Source organism: Janthinobacterium sp. 35 (assembly GCF_002754575.1).
GTDB classification, from domain to species: domain Bacteria; phylum Pseudomonadota; class Gammaproteobacteria; order Burkholderiales; family Burkholderiaceae_D; genus Janthinobacterium; species Janthinobacterium tructae.
Window position 1 is genome coordinate 5,050,405 of the sequence record NZ_PEFN01000001.1, and the last position, 21,397, is coordinate 5,071,801.

18 protein-coding genes are annotated in these 21,397 nt (G+C 59.9%); 8 read left to right on the plus strand and 10 right to left on the minus strand.

Going from position 1 to position 21,397, the window contains the following annotated elements; all coding sequences use genetic code 11:
- Positions 1-20 precede the first annotated feature (20 nt).
- Positions 21-1,199 (minus strand): pyridoxal phosphate-dependent aminotransferase, encoded by a 1,179-nt coding sequence (locus tag CLU93_RS22580; protein WP_099763401.1) that lies wholly within the window; start codon positions 1,197-1,199, stop codon positions 21-23.
- Positions 1,200-1,282: 83 nt separating this feature from the next.
- Positions 1,283-1,717 (minus strand): putative toxin-antitoxin system toxin component, PIN family, encoded by a 435-nt coding sequence (locus CLU93_RS22585; RefSeq protein ID WP_099763402.1) that lies wholly within the window; start codon positions 1,715-1,717, stop codon positions 1,283-1,285.
- 30 nt (positions 1,718-1,747) lie between these two features.
- Here CLU93_RS22585 and yaaA point away from each other — a divergent pair, with 30 nt between their 5' ends.
- The gene (gene yaaA / locus CLU93_RS22590; protein ID WP_099763403.1) at positions 1,748-2,518 is read left to right on the plus strand and encodes a peroxide stress protein YaaA; all 771 of its coding nucleotides are present in this window, start codon (positions 1,748-1,750) and stop codon (positions 2,516-2,518) included.
- 165 nt (positions 2,519-2,683) lie between these two features.
- On the opposite strand, the gene CLU93_RS22595 is transcribed toward yaaA, so the two are convergent.
- Complete coding sequence (locus CLU93_RS22595) at positions 2,684-3,487, minus strand: outer membrane protein assembly factor BamD (protein ID WP_071076763.1); 804 nt, start codon at positions 3,485-3,487, stop codon at positions 2,684-2,686.
- Positions 3,488-3,576: 89 nt separating this feature from the next.
- On the opposite strand from CLU93_RS22595, the gene CLU93_RS22600 reads away from it, so the two are divergent.
- Positions 3,577-4,602: an RluA family pseudouridine synthase gene (locus CLU93_RS22600; RefSeq protein WP_099763404.1), complete on the plus strand. Its 1,026-nt coding sequence runs from the start codon at positions 3,577-3,579 to the stop codon at positions 4,600-4,602.
- Positions 4,602-5,387: a peptidoglycan editing factor PgeF gene (pgeF, locus tag CLU93_RS22605; protein ID WP_099763405.1), complete on the plus strand. Its 786-nt coding sequence runs from the start codon at positions 4,602-4,604 to the stop codon at positions 5,385-5,387. The genes CLU93_RS22600 and pgeF overlap by 1 nt, the downstream gene beginning before the upstream one ends.
- Before the next feature lie 16 nt (positions 5,388-5,403).
- Here the strand turns inward: pgeF and CLU93_RS22610 are convergent, their stop codons facing one another.
- A complete protein-coding gene (locus CLU93_RS22610; protein WP_257225057.1) occupies positions 5,404-5,637 on the minus strand; it encodes a hypothetical protein in 234 nt (77 codons plus the stop codon).
- A gap of 237 nt (positions 5,638-5,874) precedes the next feature.
- Here CLU93_RS22610 and phaC point away from each other — a divergent pair, with 237 nt between their 5' ends.
- From phaC to CLU93_RS22630, 4 genes are all read left to right on the plus strand, one after another.
- Positions 5,875-7,590 carry a class I poly(R)-hydroxyalkanoic acid synthase gene (phaC, locus tag CLU93_RS22615; RefSeq protein WP_099763406.1) on the plus strand — a complete coding sequence of 572 codons (1,716 nt, stop codon included), beginning with the start codon at positions 5,875-5,877 and terminating at the stop codon, positions 7,588-7,590.
- Positions 7,591-7,815: 225 nt separating this feature from the next.
- Positions 7,816-8,379, plus strand: coding sequence for a polyhydroxyalkanoate synthesis repressor PhaR (gene phaR, locus CLU93_RS22620; protein ID WP_071076767.1), 564 nt, complete (start codon positions 7,816-7,818; stop codon positions 8,377-8,379).
- 194 nt (positions 8,380-8,573) lie between these two features.
- The gene (rimO, locus tag CLU93_RS22625) at positions 8,574-9,929 is read left to right on the plus strand and encodes a 30S ribosomal protein S12 methylthiotransferase RimO (protein WP_099764554.1); all 1,356 of its coding nucleotides are present in this window, start codon (positions 8,574-8,576) and stop codon (positions 9,927-9,929) included.
- Positions 9,930-10,033: 104 nt separating this feature from the next.
- Positions 10,034-11,200: a cystathionine beta-lyase gene (locus CLU93_RS22630; protein ID WP_099764555.1), complete on the plus strand. Its 1,167-nt coding sequence runs from the start codon at positions 10,034-10,036 to the stop codon at positions 11,198-11,200.
- A 36-nt stretch (positions 11,201-11,236) separates the two neighbouring features.
- Here the strand turns inward: CLU93_RS22630 and CLU93_RS22635 are convergent, their stop codons facing one another.
- Complete coding sequence (locus CLU93_RS22635; RefSeq protein ID WP_099763407.1) at positions 11,237-11,599, minus strand: DUF4870 family protein; 363 nt, start codon at positions 11,597-11,599, stop codon at positions 11,237-11,239.
- A 92-nt stretch (positions 11,600-11,691) separates the two neighbouring features.
- Here CLU93_RS22635 and CLU93_RS22640 point away from each other — a divergent pair, with 92 nt between their 5' ends.
- Positions 11,692-13,557: a serine hydrolase domain-containing protein gene (locus tag CLU93_RS22640; RefSeq protein ID WP_143451786.1), complete on the plus strand. Its 1,866-nt coding sequence runs from the start codon at positions 11,692-11,694 to the stop codon at positions 13,555-13,557.
- A 91-nt stretch (positions 13,558-13,648) separates the two neighbouring features.
- Here the strand turns inward: CLU93_RS22640 and CLU93_RS22645 are convergent, their stop codons facing one another.
- The 5 genes from CLU93_RS22645 to CLU93_RS22665 all read right to left on the minus strand — a co-directional run bounded on the left by CLU93_RS22645 (position 13,649) and on the right by CLU93_RS22665 (position 21,172).
- Complete coding sequence (locus CLU93_RS22645; protein WP_143451787.1) at positions 13,649-14,221, minus strand: CFI-box-CTERM domain-containing protein; 573 nt, start codon at positions 14,219-14,221, stop codon at positions 13,649-13,651.
- Positions 14,218-15,027, minus strand: a complete 810-nt coding sequence (locus tag CLU93_RS27930; protein WP_143451788.1) for a CFI-box-CTERM domain-containing protein — start codon at positions 15,025-15,027, stop codon at positions 14,218-14,220. Before CLU93_RS27930 ends, CLU93_RS22645 begins: the two co-directional genes overlap by 4 nt.
- 649 nt (positions 15,028-15,676) lie before the next feature.
- Positions 15,677-16,519, minus strand: a complete 843-nt coding sequence (gene serB / locus CLU93_RS22655; RefSeq protein ID WP_099764556.1) for a phosphoserine phosphatase SerB — start codon at positions 16,517-16,519, stop codon at positions 15,677-15,679.
- Between the two features lie 55 nt (positions 16,520-16,574).
- Complete coding sequence (gene mfd, locus CLU93_RS22660) at positions 16,575-20,018, minus strand: transcription-repair coupling factor (protein WP_099763411.1); 3,444 nt, start codon at positions 20,016-20,018, stop codon at positions 16,575-16,577.
- 218 nt (positions 20,019-20,236) lie between these two features.
- Complete coding sequence (locus tag CLU93_RS22665) at positions 20,237-21,172, minus strand: 5'-nucleotidase (protein WP_099763412.1); 936 nt, start codon at positions 21,170-21,172, stop codon at positions 20,237-20,239.
- Positions 21,173-21,397 lie beyond the last annotated feature (225 nt).

The following is a 21,397-nucleotide window of genomic DNA, read 5'->3' on the forward strand; positions in this document are numbered from 1 at the left end:
CGAAGCGGAGCCATGCTCGGTTATATGCTGCGCAGGCGCTCCAGCGCCAGGCGCAAGGTGTCATCCTGTTTGGCAAAGCAGAAACGCACGATGCCCGACTCCTTGCCCTGCGCATAAAACGCGGAGACGGGGATGGCAGCGACCTTGATCTCGGCCGTCAGCCATTCGGCGAACTGCGCTTCGGTCTCTTGCGAAATGGCATCGTAGCGCACGCACTGGAAATACGTGCCGTCGGCCGGCAGCAGGGTAAAGCGGCTGCCCGCCAGGCCGTCGCGGAACAGGTCGCGCTTGCGCTGGTAAAACGCGGGCAAGTCCAGGTAGGGCTGCGGCTTGGCCATGTAGCTGGCGATGCCGTGCTGCATCGGCGTGTTGACGGTAAATACGTTGTACTGGTGTACCTTGCGAAATTCCGCCGTCAGGGCAGCCGGGGCGGCCACATAGCCGACCTTCCAGCCCGTCACATGATACGTCTTGCCGAAGCTGGAAACGATGAAGCTGCGCGCCGCCAGTTCCGCGTTGCGGCTCAGGGAGGCGTGCGGCACGCCGTCGTAGACCATGTGTTCGTAGACTTCGTCGGACAAAATCAGAATTTGCGTGCCGCGCACGATGTCGGCCAGTGCGGCCACGTCGGCAGGGCGCAAAATGGTGCCCGTCGGATTGTGCGGCGTATTGATGATGATCAGGCGCGTTTTTGCGCTGACGGCGGCGGCCAGCGTGTCCCACGGCACGCTGTAGCCCTCTTCACCCACCTGCATGGAGACCAGCACGGGCACGCCGCCGGCCAGCGCGATGGCCGGCAGATAGCTGTCGTAGGCCGGTTCGATGACGATGACTTCGTCGCCCGGATGCACGCAGCACAAAATGGCCGTAATGAGGGCCTGCGTGGCACCGGCCGTGACGGTGATTTCCGTGCCGGCATCATAGCCGTGGCCGTACAGGCTGGCGATCTTCGCGGCGATGGCCTCGCGCAAGGGGGCGGCGCCCGTCATCTGCGGGTACTGGTTGTGGCCGGCGCGCATGGCGTCGCTGACGAGATCGACCAGGGCCGGGTCGCAATCGAAGTCGGGAAAGCCCTGGCCCAGGTTGACGGCGCCGTGCTGGGCCGCCAGGCTGGACATGCGGGTAAACACGGTGGTACCCACGAGAGGCAAACGCGAGGTCAGGGTGGGAGTCGTGTAGGGCAGGGACGGGCTGTTCATGAACGGTAGGGTCGCGGTGCGTAAAGTGGAATCGTGTCCCATTCTAGCGCAGCGCGCCCCGTCGCGTGTGGGGCTTTGGCGGCTCAGCCTGGCAAGGCCCAGCCTTCCGGCAGCATGATCTTGAACATGCCGGCCTTGGCCGTCTTGCGGGCCAGTTTCAGCAGCGCCTTGTCCTTGGTGATGAGGATGTCGGCGTTGGCGTCGCGCGCCAGTTCGAGGAATTTCTGGTCATCCCTGTCCGTGCAGACGGGCAGGCGCACACCGGACACGGCCGGCGCCACGACGCTGATGTGGGCGTCGAAACGGGCGGCGGCGACGGCGCGGCTGGCTTCATCGAGCGGCAGATGTTTGTAATGCAAGACGACCAGATATTCCGCGCGGCAATCTTCGCGCGTGATGGCGTGCACGGCGCCGCTTTCCATGGCCGCCAGCAGGCCCGCCCAGCGCGGGTCGTTGAAGACGAACAGGTCGAGGCAAACGTTGGTGTCGAGGACGAGTTTTTGTGGAGCAGGTATCATGTCGGCAATTCTATTCTGTAGTGATAATTTATGTTGATCGTGCTTTCGCCCGCCAAGAGTCTCGACCTGGAGACGCCGCCAACGACCACGTTGCACAGCACCCCCGATTTTCTCGACCATTCCGCGCAGCTGATCGAGCGCATGCGCCAGTTTTCCCCTAGCGAAGTGGGCAGCCTGATGGGTATCTCCGACGCCTTGTCGGCCCTCAACGTGGCCCGCTATGCGTCCTGGACCCCGCAGTTGACCGATGCGCACCAGGCCATCATGGCCTTCAATGGCGACGTGTACACGGGCTTCGGCGCGCGCAGCCTGCAGCCCGAGCAGCTCGACTACGCCCAGTCGCGCGTGCGCATTTTATCCGGGCTGTACGGCTTGCTGCGCCCGCTGGACCTGATCCACCCGCACCGCCTGGAAATGGGCACGCGTTTGTCGACCACGCGCGGCAAGGATTTGTATGCGTTCTGGGGCGATACCATCACCAATCGCCTGAACCGCACGGCCCAAGAGCAGGGCGCGAAAGTGCTGGTTAATCTTGCGTCCGAAGAATATTTTAAATCCGTCAAGCCGCGCCAGCTGGACGTGCCCGTCATCGCGCCCGTGTTCGAGGACTGGAAGAACGGCAAGTATAAAATCATCTCGTTCTACGCCAAGCGCGCGCGCGGCATGCTGGCCCGCTACGCGGCCGTCAACGCGATCCGCGATCCCGAGCAGCTCAAGCAGTTTGACGTCGATGGCTACGGTTTCGTGCCGGAAGCGTCGAATGACAAGAGCTGGGTGTTTCGGCGTAAAGTGGGCGAATAGGCGCGAATGAATCAGTAACGCCCCCCAGCTGCAAAAGCTGGGGTCGTACCCGACGGGGGAATGCGTCCCAATGGGACGCATTCCGATCGCGCAGCGAACGACCCCGGTTCTTGCTTTTGGGGTTGAAGCAAGAAAAAAACCGGGCTAGCCCGGTTTTTTCTTATCTTACTGCCAGAATTTCCACCACTTGCGTTCCTTGTTCACCCCTTCCGGGCTGAGGAATGCCGTGTTCGGGTAGTTCTTGGTCAGCACGCGCAAGGTGTCGTCGCGCAGGTCGGTCAAGCCCAGCTTGTCATACGAGCGGTACATGATGAACAGCGCTTCTTCGATGGCGGGCGAAGCGGCAAAGTCGCTGACCGTCGTTTGTGCGCGGTTGGCGGCGGCCAGGTAGGCGCCGCGGCGATAGTAATACCGCGCCACGTGTACTTCGTATTTCGCCATGGCATCGATCAAATAGTTCATGCGGGCCAGCGAATCGGGCGCATATTTACTATTTGGAAACTTGTCGACCAGTTGCTTGAAGGCCGCAAACGCTTCGCGCGTGGCTTTCGGGTCGCGCTCGGTCGGGTCTTGCTCGTACAGGAAGTTCAGGAAGCTGATCTGGTCGTTGAAGCTGATCAGGCCGCGCAAGTAGTACATATAGTCTACATTGGCGTGGTTCGGATGCAACTTGATGAAGCGTTCGACGGCAGCCAGTGCCTGCGCCTGGTCTCCCGCCTTATAATACGCGTAAGCGATCTCCATCTGCGCTTGCAGGGCATAGTTGCCGAAAGGATAGTTAGCCTCCAGCTTCTGGAACAGGCCGATTGCAGCTTCATAGTGCTGCCCGGCCATTTCTTCACGCGCCTCCGAGTATAATTTCGTAACGGACCAGTTTTTGGTCTCATCCACTTTTTCAGGCAACAAGCTGCAAGCGGACATGCCGAGCAGAACGACTGAAGCGACTACCAACGATAATTTTTTTTGCATGACGTTTTGCAAGAAGGTTTTAACCAAGATTTTACAATAGGCTGATTATAGCCGATGGGAATGCTGTGATATTAACTCCGAAGCCTAATTTGGCTGACTCCGCGTTTGACTCCCTTTCTGACCATGGCGCCGAAGATGCGTTTGACGGCGATTTTGCCGCCGACGACGCCTTCGAGATCATGGCCCCGATTACATTGGAACTGACGCCGGACGCCTGCGGCCACCGCCTCGATAAAGTCATCGCCCAGCTGGTGCCGCAATACTCGCGCAGCCGCTTGCAACTGTGGCTGGAAGCCGGTTTCGTGACCGTCGATGGAAAAGTTGCCAAACGCAACATGACCGCCTATGGCGACGAGAAGATCGTCATTCTGCCGCAAAGCGCGCCGGAAGACGAGGCTTTTAAGCCGGAAGCGATGGAATTGAACATCGTGCACGAAGATGAGCATATCATCGTGATCAACAAACCGGCCGGACTGGTCGTGCATCCGGGTCCCGGCAACTGGTCGGGTACCTTGCTCAACGGCTTGCTGCATCACTGCCCGCAACTGGCGGGCGTGCCGCGCGCCGGCATCGTGCACCGCCTGGACAAGGATACCAGCGGCTTGATGGTCGTCGGCAAGACCCTCGCCTCGCAAACGGACCTGGTGCGTCAGTTGCAGGCGCGTACCGTCAAGCGTGAATACTTTGCGCTCGTATGGGGCACGCCGAAACAGGCGGGCACCATCGATGCGTCCATCGCGCGCCACCCGCGCGACCGCGTCAAGATGGCTGTCTCGGAAAACTTTACCGCCAAGCCGGCCATCACGCACTATGAATTGATCGGCAGCGGCGAACTCGACCGCCGTCCCGTGAGCCTGATGCAATGCCGTCTGGAAACAGGCCGCACGCACCAGATCCGCGTCCACATGCAGCACCTGGGCTTTGCCCTGGTCGGCGACTCCGTGTACGGCAAGCAGCATCTGGTGTCGGTCTTCTCGCGCCAGGCATTGCAGGCGCGCCGCCTGGGTCTCGTGCATCCGGGTACCCTGGAAGCGTGTGAATGGATCGTGCCGCTGGCCGATGATTTCGCGCAACTGATCGCCACCGCCGGCATTCCCGAGCCGGAACAGGTCTGATGACGTCGCCGTTGCCTTGCCTTGTGCCCGATTGGCCCGGCTTGCCCGCGAACGTGGGCGCGCTGTCGAGCGTGCGCGCGGGCGGCGTCAGCCAGGGGCCGTATGGTGACGGGCAGGGCGGCGGTGGCTTGAACCTGGGCACGCACGTGGGCGACGATCCTGCGCACGTGCTGGCCAACCGCGCGCGGCTGGCGGCCATCTTGCCTGCCGAACCGGCCTGGTTGTCGCAGGTGCATGGCGTGGCCGTGGTGGACGCGGCCAGCCTGCACGGTGGCGTGCCCGATGCCGACGCCAGCATCGCCACGCAGTCTGGCGCCGTGTGCGTGGTGATGACGGCCGATTGCCTGCCCGTGCTGTTCTGCTCGACGGACGGCCTGGTCGTCGGTGCGGCCCATGCGGGCTGGCGCGGCCTGGCCAATGGCGTCTTGCAGCGCACGGTGGCAGCCATGCGGGCGCAGGGCGCGACGGAGATCCTCGCCTGGCTGGGGCCAGCCATTGGTCCACAGCAATTCGAAGTGGGGCAGGACGTGCTGCAAGCGTTCCGCGACGGTGCGCGCGACGCTGCCGAGCGGCTAGTGTTGTCGAATGCATTCGCCGCCATCGCTGGCAAGCCGGGCAAGTACCTGGCCGATATCTATGCGCTGGCGCGCACCATGCTGCTGCGTGATGGCGTGGCGCAAGTGGCAGGCGGCGAGTACTGCACCGTCAGCGAGGCGGCGCAGTTTTACTCGTACCGGCGCGATGGCGTCACGGGAAGACAGGCCAGCTTGATCTGGCGCAAATAATCTGCACGGCAGACACTTATGTGTCTGCCGTTTTTGTTTTATCGTCTGTTGAGGCGAGTGCGCGCGCCTTCAGTTCAGCGACGCGCTCAGCCTTGCGTTTGCGTCGCCGCGAGCCCGTCAGATAGAATAGGATGGACAGCGGGATGACGCAGTACAGCACGAAGGTCATCACCCCGGCGACGATGGACGGTTCCGTCAGCGCCATGAGGCCGACGACATAGATCCAGGCAACAGCGGTCATGAGCATCATTGGTATTGCCAGTCAGTAAAAGTTTGCATGCAGTTGATTCAGAAATATTTATTTTGACTACGTTTGCGACGCCTAACAAAACCGTAGCGAGCGGAAGGGAGAGGTGGCTAAGAAGCGCAACCGTACGAAGGTACGGTGAGCATCGCAGGCCGCCTATACCGACGCGCAGTAGGTTTTGTTCGGCGTCCCCCAATTCTTGAATGGACTTATATATCTATGAATATGCCCGATCCTCAAATGATGACCAAGGAATGGATGGCGCAGATCAGCAATCCTGAGCAGTGGAAGACGTGGTTCAACATGGTACCGCAGCCCCAGGGTAATCCGATTGCCGGCATTTTGCAGGATGCGGGCGCCAGCATCAAGCCGGAAGCGATCGAGCAACTGAAAAATGCCTATGTGGCCAAGCTGACGGGCTTGTGGGCTGACTTTATGGCCGGCAAGGCGCCGGAGCTGAAAGACCGCCGCTTCGCCGCGCCCGCCTGGCACGCCAGCCCCCTGTCGGCCTTCAATGCGGCCGCCTATTTGCTGAACGCGGAGTTTCTCAGCGCCATGGCCGATGCTGTGGAAGCGACGCCGCACCAGAAGCAAAAGATTGCGTTTGCGGTGCAGCAAATCGTCGATGCCATGTCGCCCGCCAACTTTCTGGCCACCAACCCTGACGCCCAGCAAACCCTGATCGAGACCAAGGGCGAGAGCCTGGCCAAGGGCTTGAGCAATATGCTGACCGACATGCAGAAGGGCCGCATCTCGCAGTCCGACGAATCGGCCTTCGAAGTGGGCCGCAACGTGGCCACCACGCCGGGCACGGTGGTGTTTGAAAATGCCCTGTTCCAGCTGATCCAGTACACGCCGATGACGGCCACGGTACACCAGCGTCCCCTGCTGATGGTACCGCCATGCATCAATAAATTCTATATCCTTGACTTGCAGCCGGAAAACTCGCTCGTGCGCTATGCGGTAGAGCAGGGCAATACCGTGTTTTTGATGTCCTGGCGCAATCCGGACCTGAGCATGCAGCACCTGACATGGGACGATTACGTCGAGCAAGGCGTGATCGAAGCCATCCGTGTCACGCAGGACATTTCCGGCCAGGACAAGCTCAATATGTTCGGCTTTTGCGTGGGCGGCACCATCGTCTCGACGGCGCTGGCCGTACTCAAGGCGCGGGGCGAGAATCCGGCCGCCAGCCTGACATTGCTGACCACCTTCCTCGATTTCTGCGACACGGGCGCGCTCGACGTCTTTATTGACGAGCCGCAAGTGGCGCTGCGCGAGCAGAGCCTGGCCAAGGGCGGCCTGATGTCGGGCCGCGACCTGGGCAGCACGTTTTCGAGCCTGCGGCCGAACGATCTCGTGTGGAACTACGTGCAGTCGAATTACCTGAAGGGCAAGGAACCGCCCGCGTTCGACTTGCTGTACTGGAATGGCGACGGCACGGGCTTGCCGGGCCCCATGTTCTGCTGGTATCTGCGCAACACTTACCTGGAAAACAGCCTGAAAGTGCCGGGCAAGCTGACGGTGGCCGGAGAACAGGTCGACCTGAGCAGCATCGACGCGCCCGCTTTCATCTACGGCTCGCGCGAAGACCATATCGTGCCCTGGGGCGCGGCCTACGCCAGCACGGCCTTGCTGAATCCGAAAAAACCGAAAGCCAACCGCTTTATCCTCGGTGCCTCGGGCCATATCGCCGGCGTGATCAATCCTGCCTCGAAGAAAAAGCGCAGTTACTGGAGTAATGACCAGCCCCGCACGGCGAAGGCCAAGGCCTTGACTGCCGAGCAATGGATGGTAGGCGCGACCGAGCACGCGGGCAGCTGGTGGCCCGAATGGGCCGCCTTCCTGGCCGAACACGGCGGCACGCAGGTGAAGGCGCCCGGCAAGCCGGGCAACAAGCGGCACGCGGCAATCGAGCCGGCGCCGGGGCGGTATGTTAAAGTCAGGGCAGATTAAGTCACAAAGCGTTTTTGCCTGACAAGGCCGGCGTAATCATCGGTCTTGTCAGGAATCTACTTTTAGTTGCGTTGCAATAAATGCGGGAATCTACTACCCTGATGTGTAATGGAGCCGTTTTCCACTCTATAATGGAAAAAGTAGGCAGGTGCGAAAGCGGACCCACGTTCGCTTTTTTTTCGGATTAACTCAGTATGCGCTGCGGCGCAATAAGTGGAACTTGTGATGAGTAGTGCAAAAAAAAGTATAGACCGCCTGATTAAAAAATATCCCAACCGCCGTCTGTACGACACGCAAACCAGTTCCTACATCACCTTGACGGACGTCAAGCAGTTGGTGTTGGATAATGAGGTGTTTACGGTCGTCGATGCCAAATCCAGCGAAGATTTGACGCGCAGCATCTTGCTGCAAATCATTTTGGAAGAGGAAGCGAACGGCGCGCCCATGTTTTCGAGCAGCGTGTTGTCGCAGATCATCCGCTACTATGGCCACGCCATGCAGGGCATGATGGGATCCTACCTGGAAAAGAACGTGCAAGCGTTCACCGATATCCAGCACAAATTCACGGGCACGTCGGCGGGAAGTTTCGAAGGCAAGCCATTCAGCCCGGAAATGTGGACCCAGTTCATGAATGTCCAGGGCCCGATGATGCAAGGCATGATGAACAACTACATCGACCAGAGCAAGAGCCTGTTCGTGCAGATGCAGGAACAGATGCAGAGCCAGAGCAAGAATCTGTTCGGCACGTTCCCGTTTGTTCCGCCGGTTCCTCCGACCGACAAAAAGTAAGCTATGCGACACACTCACCGGGCGATTCGATCGCCCGGGAGTTGTATCGGCGTCATCAAATCAGCATAGTTCTGTCAGCAAGGGGCGGCTCGGGGTACAATAGCCGATTCGCCTCACCATTTTACTAGCTGCCAACTATGTCTGAAATTCACCGTATTCCCGTTCCTTCCGCCAAGCCAGAGGCCATGCTGGCCATGCCAGGTGCGGCGCCGAAAGTGGGCTTTGTCTCGCTCGGCTGCCCGAAAGCGCTGGTCGACTCCGAACAAATCCTGACCCAACTGCGCGCCGAAGGCTACGAAACGGCGAAATCCTACGCTGGCGCCGATCTGGTGATCGTCAATACCTGCGGTTTTATCGATGCTGCCGTGCAAGAGTCGCTGGACGCCATCGGCGAAGCGCTGGCTGAAAACGGTAAAGTCATCGTGACCGGCTGCCTGGGCGCCAAGAAAGATGCTGCCGGCGACGACATCATCATGAAGGTGCACCCGAAAGTGCTGGCCGTTACCGGTCCGCACGCGCTGTCCGAAGTGATGGATTCCGTCCATTTTCACTTGCCGAAGCCGCACGCGCCCTTCCTCGACCTGGTGCCGCCGCAAGGCATCAAGCTGACGCCGAAGCATTATGCCTACCTGAAAATTTCCGAAGGCTGCAACCACCGTTGCAGTTTCTGCATCATCCCATCGATGCGCGGCGACCTGGTCTCGCGTCCGATCGGCGAACTGATGATCGAAGCGGAAAACCTGTTCAAGGCCGGCGTCAAGGAATTGCTGGTCATTTCGCAAGATACCTCGGCGTATGGCGTGGACGTGAAATTCCGTTCCGGCTTCTGGAATGGCCGTCCCGTCAAGACGCACATGACGCAGCTGACGGAAGCGCTGGGCGAACTGGCCAAGACCTACGGCGCCTGGGTGCGCTTGCACTATGTGTACCCGTACCCGCACGTGGACCAGATCATCCCGATGATGAGCGGTGGCCACATCCTGCCATACCTCGACATTCCGATGCAGCACGCGCACCCGGACGTACTGAAACGCATGAAGCGCCCGGCCAGCGGCGAGAAAAACCTCGACCGCATCCAGGCCTGGCGCGCCATCAACCCGGACCTGACGATACGCTCGACCTTCATCGCCGGTTTCCCTGGCGAAACGGAAGAAGAATTCGAGTACTTGCTGGACTTCCTCAAGGAAGCGCAGATCGACCGTCTGGGCTGCTTCGCTTATTCGCCCGTCGAAGGCGCGACGGCCAATGCGATTGAAAATCCCGTGCCGGAAGAGCTGCGCGAAGAGCGCCGTGGCCGCGTGATGCTGCTGCAGGAAGAAATTTCCAAGAAACGCCTGCAAGCCAAGGTCGGCAAGACCGTGCGCGTGCTGATCGATGAAGTCACCCGCTCCGGCGGCGTGGGCCGCTCGTCCGCCGACGCGCCGGAAATCGATGGCGTCGTGTACGTCAAGCCGCCGTTCGAGCCGCACCGCAAGCTGGCCGTCGGCCAGTTCGTTGATGTCACCATCACCTCGGCCGATGCGCATGACTTGTGGGGCGCCGCCGAGTAAGCAGGTGTAACACTCTGTCATACGTACGGCAGGCAAGGGCATAAGCCCTTACAATCAAGGCGGACCAGCAATTGCTGGACCGCCTTTTTTTATTTGCCGACGCCATGACCACTATCAAATCCCCCCAGACGGCGCTGATCCACAGCGATTACCAGGCGCCGCAAGGCTTTGCCGCGTTTCCCAATGCCATCCATCACGCATCGACCGTGCTGTTCAAGGACGTGGCGGCCATGCGTTCGGGCGACTGGAAAGAGAAGAACGCCTACACCTACGGCTTGCACGGCACGCCCACCACGTTCACGCTGGAAGCGCGGCTGGCCGAGATCGAAGGGGGCAAGTACTGCCTGCTGGCGCCATCGGGCCTGGCGGCCATCGCCATGGCGGACTTTGCGCTGCTCAAAACAGGCGATGACGTTTTATTGCCGGAAAATATCTACAACCCGAACCGCGAACTGGGACGCTGGCTGGCGCAGGATTTCGGCATCACGGCCCGCTATTACGACCCGCTGATCGGCGCCGGCATCGCCGCCCTGATCCAGGAAAATACCAAGCTGATCTGGACGGAAGCGCCTGGTTCCGTGACCATGGAAGTGCCGGACTTGCCCGCCATCTGCGCGGCCGCGCGCGCGCGCGGCGTGCTGGTGGCTCTGGACAACACCTGGTCGGCCGGCCTGGCCCTGCGCGGCTTCGAGCTGGGCGTGGACATCATCATGCAGGCGCTGACGAAATACCAGTCGGGCGGCTCCGACGTGCTGATGGGCGCCCTGATCACGCGGGACAGGGCGCTGCACGAGCGCCTGGCGCTGGCGCATATGCGCCTTGGCATGGGCGTGGGCGCCGATGACGCCTACCTGGTGCTGCGCGGCTTGCCCACCATGAAGCTGCGCTTCGACGCCCACGATGCGGGCGCGCGCACGGTGGCCGCCTGGCTCAAGGGCAGGAGCGAGATCGCCACGGTGCTGCATCCGGCTTTCGCCGATTGCCCGGGACACGCCATCTGGCAGCGCGATTTCACGGGCGCGGGCGGCCTGTTTTCCGTGCTGTTCGATGCCCGCTACACGGAGCAGCAGACGGACCGTTTCGTCGACGCCTTGCAGTTGTTCAAGATAGGCTACAGCTGGGGCGGCGCGAACAGCCTGGTGATGCCGTACCGCATCGCCGCCATGCGCAAGGGCTGGCCATTGCCGGGCCAGCTGGTGCGCCTGAATGTGGGGTTGGAAGATCCTCAGGATTTGATCGCCGATATCGAACGGGCGTTCGCGGCGATGTAGGCAGCGGCAAGCCGTTGGCTTGCCGCGAAGCACCTTTTACATGGGGACGGGGGTGTTGTTGTTCAGGTCGAGGAAGCCGCGCAGCAAGCGGTACGCTTTCCACAGCCAGGCCACGCCCCACACGACGAACGCCAGCGGAATGCCGATGATGGTAATCCATAGCACGGCGCCGACGACGATCCAGGCCACGTACCACCAGAAGGAACGGATCATCCAGCTGTGATGGCTGTACACGAAGGTCCCTGCCGCCTCGTCGCGCTTCACATAATTGATGATGAGCGGAATGAAGGAAAACGCACCCAGCGAAAACACAAAGCTGGCGCCATGTATCAGGTACAACCACCAGGCCAGGTTCTTGGTCTGCCGGAGTGGGGTATCTAAAATAATATCTTGTGACATGCAGGCTCCTGCTTGATTGTTTGTTCAGGTTTTTATTGTAACAAGCTCTGTTGAACGGGAGCGCAATCCATGGAAAAAGGCGGAATACATTGTTGAAAGCAGATCCACATCCCACCTTGGCCGCGCGCGCCAGGTCATGGCTGCGGCGCGCCGTGCCGGCCTTGCTGCTGTGCGCCACGGCGGCCCATGCGGCCTCGCCCGCGCTGGAGGCGGAGTTTGCCGCTGGCTTGAAGGAAGAGGGCCTGGCGGGCGCCGTCTGGAGCGAAGTCTTGCCCGATGGAACAGTCAAAGTCGGCGCATCGGGCCAGCGCGATGGCGCCAAGCACCTGCCCATGCAGGCGGACACGCGCGTGCAAGTGGGCTCCGTGGGCAAGGTGGCGCTGGCGCTGGGCGTCTTGCGCCTGATCAGCGAAGACCGGCTCACGCTCGACACGCCCTTGCAGCAGGTGCTGCCGGCACTGGCGCTGAACAACCCGTGGCAAACCAGCGACCCCGTGCGCATCCGCCACCTGCTGGCGCACACGTCCGGCCTCGACAACGTGCGCTTCTGGCAGGCGTTCAGCCTGAATCCGGCGCCGCAGACGCCGCTGGCCGCCGCTTTTGACGGCGGGCGCAGCCTGCTGCGCGTGCGCGCCCGGCCCGGCAGCCGCTATGCGTATTCGAACATGGGCTATGGCTTGCTGGGCATGGTGATCGAGAAGGTCACGGGCCAGCCGTATGAGCGCTACCTCGATGCGCAGCTGCTGCAGCCGCTGGGCATGGCGGACAGCACGTTTACTTTCGTCACGCAGACGGGCGCGCAGGCTGATCCGCGCCTGGCCATGGGCCACTTCGAGCATGGCGTGGCGCAAGCGGCCGTGCCGCAGTATTTGCGTCCGGCCGCGCAATTTACCACCACGGCGGCCGACATGGGCAAGCTGGCGCAATTTCTGATGGGCGACGGCAAGCTGCAGGGCAAACGCTTCATCGACCCGGCGCTGATGGGCGCCTTGTCCGAACCGGCCGGCACGGATGCGGCGCAGGCGGGCCTGGCAACGGGCCACGGCCTGGCCCTGGCCGTGCGCGACCGCCACAATGTGGTGGGCGCTTGCCACCCCGGCACGGCCGTGGGTTTCCGTGCCATGCTGTGCCTTTATCCTGAACAGAAAAGCGCCTTCTTCGTGGCCTTCAACACGGATGCGGAAGCAGCCGACTATGAACGCTTCAACCGCCTGCTGCTGCGCGACCTGGAGCTGCCGCTGCGCGCGCCAGCGCCGCAGGGCATGCCCGCGCCCACGGTGGAAAACTGGCAGGGCGTGTACGTGCCGTCACCCAGCCCCATGGCCAGCATGGCCTGGGTCGATGCCGTCTTCGGCTTTACGCGCCTGAAATGGGATGGCGAGTCGCTGTTCCTGATCCCGTTCCAGGGCGAGCCGAAGGAACTGGAACCGGTGGGCGGCTTGCTGTTCCGCGCCAGCGACCGCAGCACGCCATCGCACGTGCTGCTGCAAGACGATGGCAAGCATATCCTCAGCGACGGCTTGCGCAGCTATGAGCGGGTGTCGATGCTGCGCATGCTGGTCTTGTGGGGCAGCCTGGCGCTGGGCATGGCGGGCTTGCTGTATGTGCTGGTGGTGGGCGTCTGGCGCGCCGCGCTGCGCCGCCTGGGGCGGGGCGACCATCTGTTCGCGCCCCTGCTGTCGCAGCTGGCGCTGCTCTTGCCGCTGCCGTTTTTCTATTTTCAGTCTTACCTGCGCCTGGGCGATGTCAGCGTGGCCAGCGTGTTGCTGGCGCTGGTCACGGGCGCGTTGCCGCTGGCCATGGCGTTCGGCCTGGCGCGCTGCTGGCGCAGCCGCGGCACGGCGGCCGAATCGGGCTCGTGGGCGAAATGGGATTGGGTGGCCTTGCTGGCGGCGCTGCAACTGCTGCTGGTGCTGGCCTGGTGGGGCTTGCTGCCGTTGCGACTGTGGCAGTTGTAGGGTGTGAAAGGGGCGTGGCCGGGTGGTCATGCCTTTCCAGGGTATTTTGAATGCCCTACACTTGTAAGGCTCCTATACTTTTCCTACTGTGTTACATAATTTTTAGTAGTTTTACAATTCCGGAAATAAAAGCTTTTGCAGTATGCCGCAAAATAACTGACTTGCCGACGATTTTTGCGAGCTTTGGCCCGTTTCTCCAATACCAAACAATGAAAGCTCGCCCAGCCTTTGAGTTGTTCAAAATATTGTCACGAAAAAAACGCAAGAACATTACATCTGGGTGATTTTGATCTCCATAGGCTACAGATGCGACAAAACAGGTAGCTCCGGACTTACTTTCTATTCGCATATTTCCTGCGCCAGTTTTTATATCGGAGGTCACTGATTGACGCGTCGTTCTCCCGTTCCTTTCGAGCATATTAAACGTATCAATATGATCTTCAGACGCTTTTTTCCCGATGACATAGTCCATATTTTGCTCGCGATTCTTTACTTCAAGCCGCAAAGCCTCTTCGCCAGCCTTTGACATCAAGTTCTGCATCTGTTGTTCATTAAGTCTTGACAAGGATTGCTCGATTAATGATCCAGCACGCAAGCCACTATCGTGTAATTGAACGGGACTATTTTTGTCCTCCTGTACAGGAAAATTCTTTCTATCACTCATTCGATACTCCGATTAAATTTAGGTGCCACTATTTTTGAAAATATACCAATACAGACCCTTGCCAAGCCTTTTAATAACGTTGATCTGGAAACAATAGTTGCGATTTTCTCGCCGTTTTTGTAGTACCAAACAATAAATTTTCTGCCCCAATTTGTTTCCACCAAATAATGGTCGCGCCAAAATCTCAAAGCTACGGTTTCTGGCGCAGCTTCGCCGAAGCAAACTGTTGCAACAAAGCATTTTGATGGCGTAAATGCTATAACATTTAAACTCCCGGCTGGCATCTCAACAGAGTAATTTGCCGCTTGAACTTGGCCTGATGAAATTGTTCTTCTAAGTAGTGCGATTTCACGCGATGCCGTCGTGCGGATCATATCATTTTCCAAACGTTCTGCCTCTGCCAGCATTGCTCTTGCTGCTGTAATGTCATCATCGTATAGCCAAGAGCCAGCCTTCATGACATTTTCTGGTAAATGAGCCAAAAAATCATTGTGTGACATTGACGCCAGAGCGTTCTGTAGTTCTGAAAAACCTTCCTCTGGTTGCTTTACATTTATTCTTATCGTTCGAGATGGTGCCGATCTTTTATGACGTTTTAAAACCAATTGCAATATCGAAAAGCGCTGTTCAGAGGAAAGATAAGGTGGAACAAGCTCCACAAGCCTTTCCATTGTTTGACCTGAAAGATTTGTTTTCCCATTTTTCCAGTTAGGGAAAGTCTTGCGGGCATATCTTTCAGCCGAATCACCGTGAATTGCGCCATAGTCAGAAAAAAGTTCATCGAGAGCATCCTCATCAAGATTCATGAATGCGTAGCGTATTCTTTCAATGGCGCTGCCAAATAGGGCACTTAGCACCGTAAATTTTGACGGAGCAGAAGAACGACCCGAACCTCTTGATCGCCAGCTTTTGTAGCGCCGTCTGTTGTAATATCCCATTTAATTTATGGCGCCTAGAATTTCAATGATTAATTATAGAAGGAGGATTAGAGTAAAAATTATTTTTAAAATGACAATTACACTTAATCTTTCTTGTTTAAATATTTCAGTCCCGCATCGTAAATATTTTCCAGATGTTTCTTGGTGAAATTGTTGATATAGTAATAAATATTTTCTGATCTTTATTCGCAGGGATATCCTTGTTTATGTTGCTCACATACTATTACAGCACCTTCTAAACATATGGGGGCGATGTCTGGCATTCAGAAATGATTCAACTATTGCACAATCTATGATTTCGTACAGCAGGTTTGATTTATGTACTACGCATGAGAGAGGTTGGATGGAAAACTTGACTGTTATAGTGTCATTTGTGTAATTTTTTCTCAACCCTGTGGTCTCAATGGCTGCTTGGTCGATCGGCAACATCCTGCGATCCCAAGGACTAACGGCATCAATCAGTTGGGTCAGCGATGGGTTTCTTTGGTCATGGGTTTGATGGATGTTACTACTCAATTTAGTTGAGAATGTTCAGAATGCCATCGAGACCCACGAAGTTCAGCGCCACATCGGCTTGCGAGCGCACCACGGGCTTGGCGCGGAAGGCCACGGACAGGCCGGCGATGCCCATCATTTTCAAGTCGTTGGCGCCGTCGCCCATGACGATGGCTTGCGACGGCGTAATGCCCAGCTCCGCGCATACTCTTTCCACCGTGCGCTGCTTTTCCTCGGCGTCGACGATGCCGCCCAAAACCCGGCCCGTCAGCTTGCCGTCGACGATTTCCAGTTCATTTGCGTGCGTGTAGTCGAGGCCCAGGCGTTGCTTCAGGCGCTCGGTGAAGAAGGTAAAGCCACCGGACACCAGCAGGGTTTTCAAGCCGGCCTTTTGCACGGACGCCAGCATGGTTTCGGCACCTGGCGATAGTTTTAAACGCTCGTCGTAGACGCGCTGCAGGGCCGATGCATCGAGGCCTTCGAGCAGGGCCACGCGCTGCTTCAGGCTGGCCGCGAAATCGAGCTCGCCGCGCATGGCCGCTTCCGTGATGGCCGCCACTTGCGGCTTGAGACCCTGCATGTCGGCGATTTCATCGATGCACTCGATGGTGATCAGGGTCGAATCCATGTCCATCGCCACGAGTTTGAATTCACGCAGTTCGCGCTGGCCCATCATGTAGGTGGCGTCCAGCTGGGCCGCCTGGGCCGCTACTTCGATAGTGGGCCGCAGCGCGGGCGAATAGGCGATCTGCTCGCAGCGCACGGCGTTCGGCCCCAGGCGCGTGATGGAGGTGGGCGCGGCCAGGGCGGCGATGCGTTCGAGGCGGGCGCTATCGCCGTCCAGGCCCTGCAGGATCAGGTTCATGGTGATGGAAGTCGTGTTGGTCATGGGGCTATCCTGCATAAATGGTCGAAATGGTCTACACCGTCAATTGCTTGATGGTGGTCTTGATCTGCGTCACGCGCGCGGCCAGGTCGGGCATGGCGGCCGTGATTTTCAGCTTGTCCTGGCCATGCAGCTTGATATGGCGATTCTTCTGAATCAAGTCGATGATGCGCATCGGGTCGATGGGGGGCTTGGCCATGAATTGCAAGGTGGCCGCCTCGCCATGCACGTCGATCTTGACGATGCCCACGGTTTTCGCCGCGATGCGCAGGCGGTGCGTCTCGATCAGCGCTTTCACGGGGTCGGGCAGCTTGCCGAAGCGGTCGATCAGTTCTTCCTGGATATCGTCGATCTTCTCTGGCGTGGCGCAATTGGCCAGGCGCTTGTAGATCGACAGGCGTTCGTGCACGTCGCCGCAAAAATCGGCTGGCAGCAGGGCCGGCACGTGCAGGTTGATTTCCGTCGTCGAGGCCAGCGGCGCGGCCAGGTCCGGCTCCTTGCCGGCCTTCAGCGAGCGCACCGCTTCGTGCAGCATGTCCGAATACAGCTGGAAGCCGATTTCCGTCATCTCGCCCGACTGGCTCTCGCCCAGCACCTCGCCGGCGCCGCGGATTTCCAGGTCGTGCATGGCCAGGTAAAAGCCGCTGCCCAGTTCTTCCATCTGCTGGATGGCGTCCAGGCGGCGCTGCGCCAGTTTTGTCAGGCCTTGCACATCGTGCACCAGCAGGTAGGCGTAGGCCTGGTGATGCGAGCGTCCGACGCGGCCGCGCAACTGGTGCAGCTGCGCCAGGCCGAACTTGTCGGCGCGGTGCATGATGATGGTGTTCGCCGTCGGCACGTCGATACCCGTTTCGATGATGGTCGTGCACAGCAAAATATTGAAACGCTGGGCGACGAAGTCGCGCATGACCTTTTCCAGGTCGCGCTCATGCATCTGGCCGTGCGCCACGGCGATGCGCGCCTCGGGCAGCAGTTCCGTCAGCATGGCCAGGCGGTTCTGGATGGTTTCCACCTCGTTGTGCAGGAAGTAGATCTGGCCACCGCGTTTGAGTTCGCGCAGACAGGCTTCGCGGATGATCGCCTCGCCTTCGCTGCGCACGAACGTCTTGATGGCCAGGCGCTTTTGCGGCGCCGTGGCGATGATGGAAAAGTCGCGCAAGCCTTCCAGCGCCATGCCCAGGGTGCGCGGGATCGGCGTGGCCGTCAGGGTCAGCACGTCCACTTCCGCGCGCAAGGCTTTCAGCGCTTCCTTCTGGCGCACGCCGAACCTGTGTTCCTCGTCGATGATGACCAGGCCCAGACGCGTGAATTTCACGTCGTCCGACAGCAGCTTGTGCGTGCCGATGACGATGTCGATGGTGCCGTCGGCCATGCCCTTGAACGCCTGCGTGATCTCCTTGCCGCTGCGGAAGCGCGACAATTCCGCGATGCGCACGGGCCAGTCGGCGAAGCGGTCGGCGAAGGTTTGCGCATGCTGCTCGGCCAGCAGGGTGGTGGGCGCCAGTATCGCTACCTGCTTGCCGCCCATCACGGCAATAAACGCCGCGCGCAGCGCCACTTCCGTCTTGCCGAAGCCGACGTCGCCGCACACGAGGCGGTCCATCGGTTTGCCCGAGGTCATGTCCTTGATGACGTTGCGGATGGCCTCGGCCTGGTCCGGCGTCTCGTCGAAGCCGAAGCTGTCGGCGAAGCGCTGGTAGTCGTGCGACGAGAATTCGAACGAGTGGCCCTGGCGCAGCGCGCGGCGCGCATACAGGTTGAGCAGCTCGGCGGCCGTGTCGCGCACCTGTTCGGCCGCGCGTTTTTTCGCCTTTTCCCACTGGCCCGAGCCGAGCGAGTGCAGCGGCGCGTCTTCCGGCGAAGCGCCCGAATAACGCGAAATGACGTGCAGCTGCGACACCGGCACGTACAGCTTGGTGTCCTTGGCGTATTCGAGGTGCAAAAATTCCGTCTCGCCTTCGCCCAGATCCATGCTGGTCAGGCCCATGTAGCGCCCGATGCCGTGGTTGATGTGCACCACGGGGTCGCCGATTTTGAGCTCGGACAGGTCGCGCACCATCGATTCGACCTGCGTCACGCCTTCCTGCTTCTTGCTGCCGACCCTGCGGCCGGAACCGGCATACAGTTCGGTTTCCGTGATGAAGGCCAGATTGCCGTCCGGCGTGAACAGCTCGAAGCCCGCATGCAGCGGCGCCACGCCCAGCATCAGCTTGGCGTCGGACTGCAGAAAACCGTCGCTGCCTTCCACCGGCGTCAGGTGCAGATCGTATTCGGTGAAGTACTGCTGCAAGGTTTCGCGGCGGCCGTTCGATTCGGCGCAGATCATCACGCGGCGGCCTGATTGCAGCAGATAGCTGCGCAGGTTGGCCAGCGGATCGTCGGCACGGCGGTTGACGGCGATGTTCGGCACGGGCGCCGACAGTTCGGAGGCCAGCGCGTCGTTCGATTTCGCAATCGCCAGGCGCGCATACGGCTTGGCCAGGCCGAAGAACTGCTCGTCGGACAGGAACAGCGATTCGGGCGGCAGAATCGGCCGCTCGCGGTCGGCCTTCAAAAAGCGGTAGCGCGACTGGGTATCGGTCCAGAAGCGCCCGATGGCAGCGTCGATCTCGCCCACCAGGGCCAGCGAGGCGTCGGGCGGCAGGTAGTCGAACAGGGTGGCCGTCTGCTCGAAGAACAGGGGCAGATAGTATTCGATGCCGGCCGAGGCGATGCCGCTGCTGATGTCCTTGTAGACCACCGAGCGCGAAGGGTCGCCCTCGAACTGTTCGCGCCAGCGGTTGCGGAAGGTGGTGCGCGCCGCTTCGTCCATGGGAAATTCGCGGCCCGGCAGCAGCCGCACTTCGTGCACCGGATACAGCGAGCGCTGGGTATCGGCGTCAAACGTGCGGATGGTTTCGATGGTGTCGCCGAACAGGTCCAGGCGGTAGGGCAGGGCCGAACCCATGGGGAACAGGTCGAGCAGGCCGCCGCGCACCGAGTATTCGCCGGGCGACATCACTTGCGACACATGGCTGTAGCCGGCCAGGGTCAGCTGCGACTTCAGGCGCGCTTCGTCGAGCTTTTCTCCCTTCTTGAAGAAGAAGGTGTAAGCCGCCAAAAAGGACGGCGGCGCCAGGCGTACCAGCGCCGTGGTGGCCGGCACGATCAGCACGTCGCACTGGCGCGTCTGGATTTCGTGCAAGGTGGCCAGGCGCTCGGAGACCAGGTCCTGGTGCGGCGAAAAGGCGTCGTAGGGCAGGGTTTCCCAGTCCGGCAGCAGATGGCAGCGCAGTTCCTTGCCGCCAAACCACGGGATTTCATCGAGCAGGCGCTGGCCGTCGCTGGCCTGCGCCACCACCACGGCCAGCATCTGGCCCCGCGCTTTCAAGGCCAAAGCGGCCAGCGCCAGGGCATAGGCGTCGGATGAACCATACAGGGCGGGCAGCGCGTAGCGGTTGCCGGGCTTGGGAAGGGCTTTTGTTAAGTCTAAGGACATGCAGGCGATGACACTGGTGACAGAGGCAGTTGACAGGAAAGGCTGTATTGCGTGCGGCGCCCTTCATGAAGGCGCCAGCAGGCACGATTATAGACCATCGCCCTCATCGCCGCGCTTGAGAAAACCGTCGCGAGCGGCAGTGATTTGTGGTCAAGAAGCGCAGCCGTACGCTAGTACGGTGAGCATCGCAGGCCGCAAAGCGCGACGCGCAGCAGGTTTTATCCTGCGCGGACATTCGCGATACCGAAAGGAACATGCACCATCGGTATCGTGCCGCCGGCTGACTTCAAATGGCTCAGCTGGTCGTCGAAGAAGATATGCGGCTTGAACACGGCCAGCACGCGCGACTTGTCCATGCCACCGAGGAAAAACGTCTCGTCGGCCGCCACGCCCCAGCTTTTCAGGGTCGTCACGACCCGTTCGTGCGAGGGCGCGTTGCGCGCCGTGATGATGGCGATGCGCAAGATCTTCTTGTAGCCGGGGTCGCGCCGCTGCGCCTTTTCTTCCAGGCGCTGCATGGTGGCCAGCTTCTGGAACAGGTCGGCCAGCGGGCCGGGACGGTGCGGTGTGCCCACGTTCAGGGTTTCATGGGCGTGGAATTCATCGACGTCGTTGTTGCGCTTGAACACGGTTTCCGCTTCGTCGTCGGCAATCACGCCGTCGAAATCGAAGGCCACGCGCAGTTCTTCGTCGTTCTCGTCGTCCTCCGTGCGCGACGGCAGCACCAGGCCGGCCGGATAGTTGCAGGCCAGCGCGCTGCGCACGTCGCCTTCATTCGCGCTGAGGAACAGCGAGGCGTTGAAGGCCGGCAGGTAGGGGTAGGGCGACTTGCCCGTCATGAAGGCGGCGCGCGAAATATCCAGGCCGTAGTGGGCGATCGAGTGCATCACGCGCAAACCCGTTTCCGGCGAATTGCGCGAAAACAGCACCACTTCCACGGGCGACTGGCGCGGATAGTGTTTGTTGATGTTCAGGAAGCGGCGGATGAAGGGAAAGGCCACGCCGCGCGGCAAGACCGTGTCGATATGCGTTTCCTGGTACTTGCGGTATTCCTCGGGGCCGTTGTCGAGGTAGACCTGGTGCGATTCGGCCAGGTCGAACAGGGCGCTGGAAGCGACCCCGATCACCAGTTTGTGTTCGATAGGATATGCCATGGTCTGCCCGTTGTTTGCTTGTTGCTCATCTTATACGACTATCAACTGCGCAGCCAATAGTGGCGCGCGGCGATTTTTTGCACCAAAGCAGGGCGCCAGGCCATTTTTTTGTCCGCTGTGCAACACGCGCCACAGTAAAGAAATAAATCTTGTTCTGTATCAAGTATGTAGCAGCCAGAAAGATATTTTTCCTCTATGCTTGCAATTATGAATTCTCGCCAATTG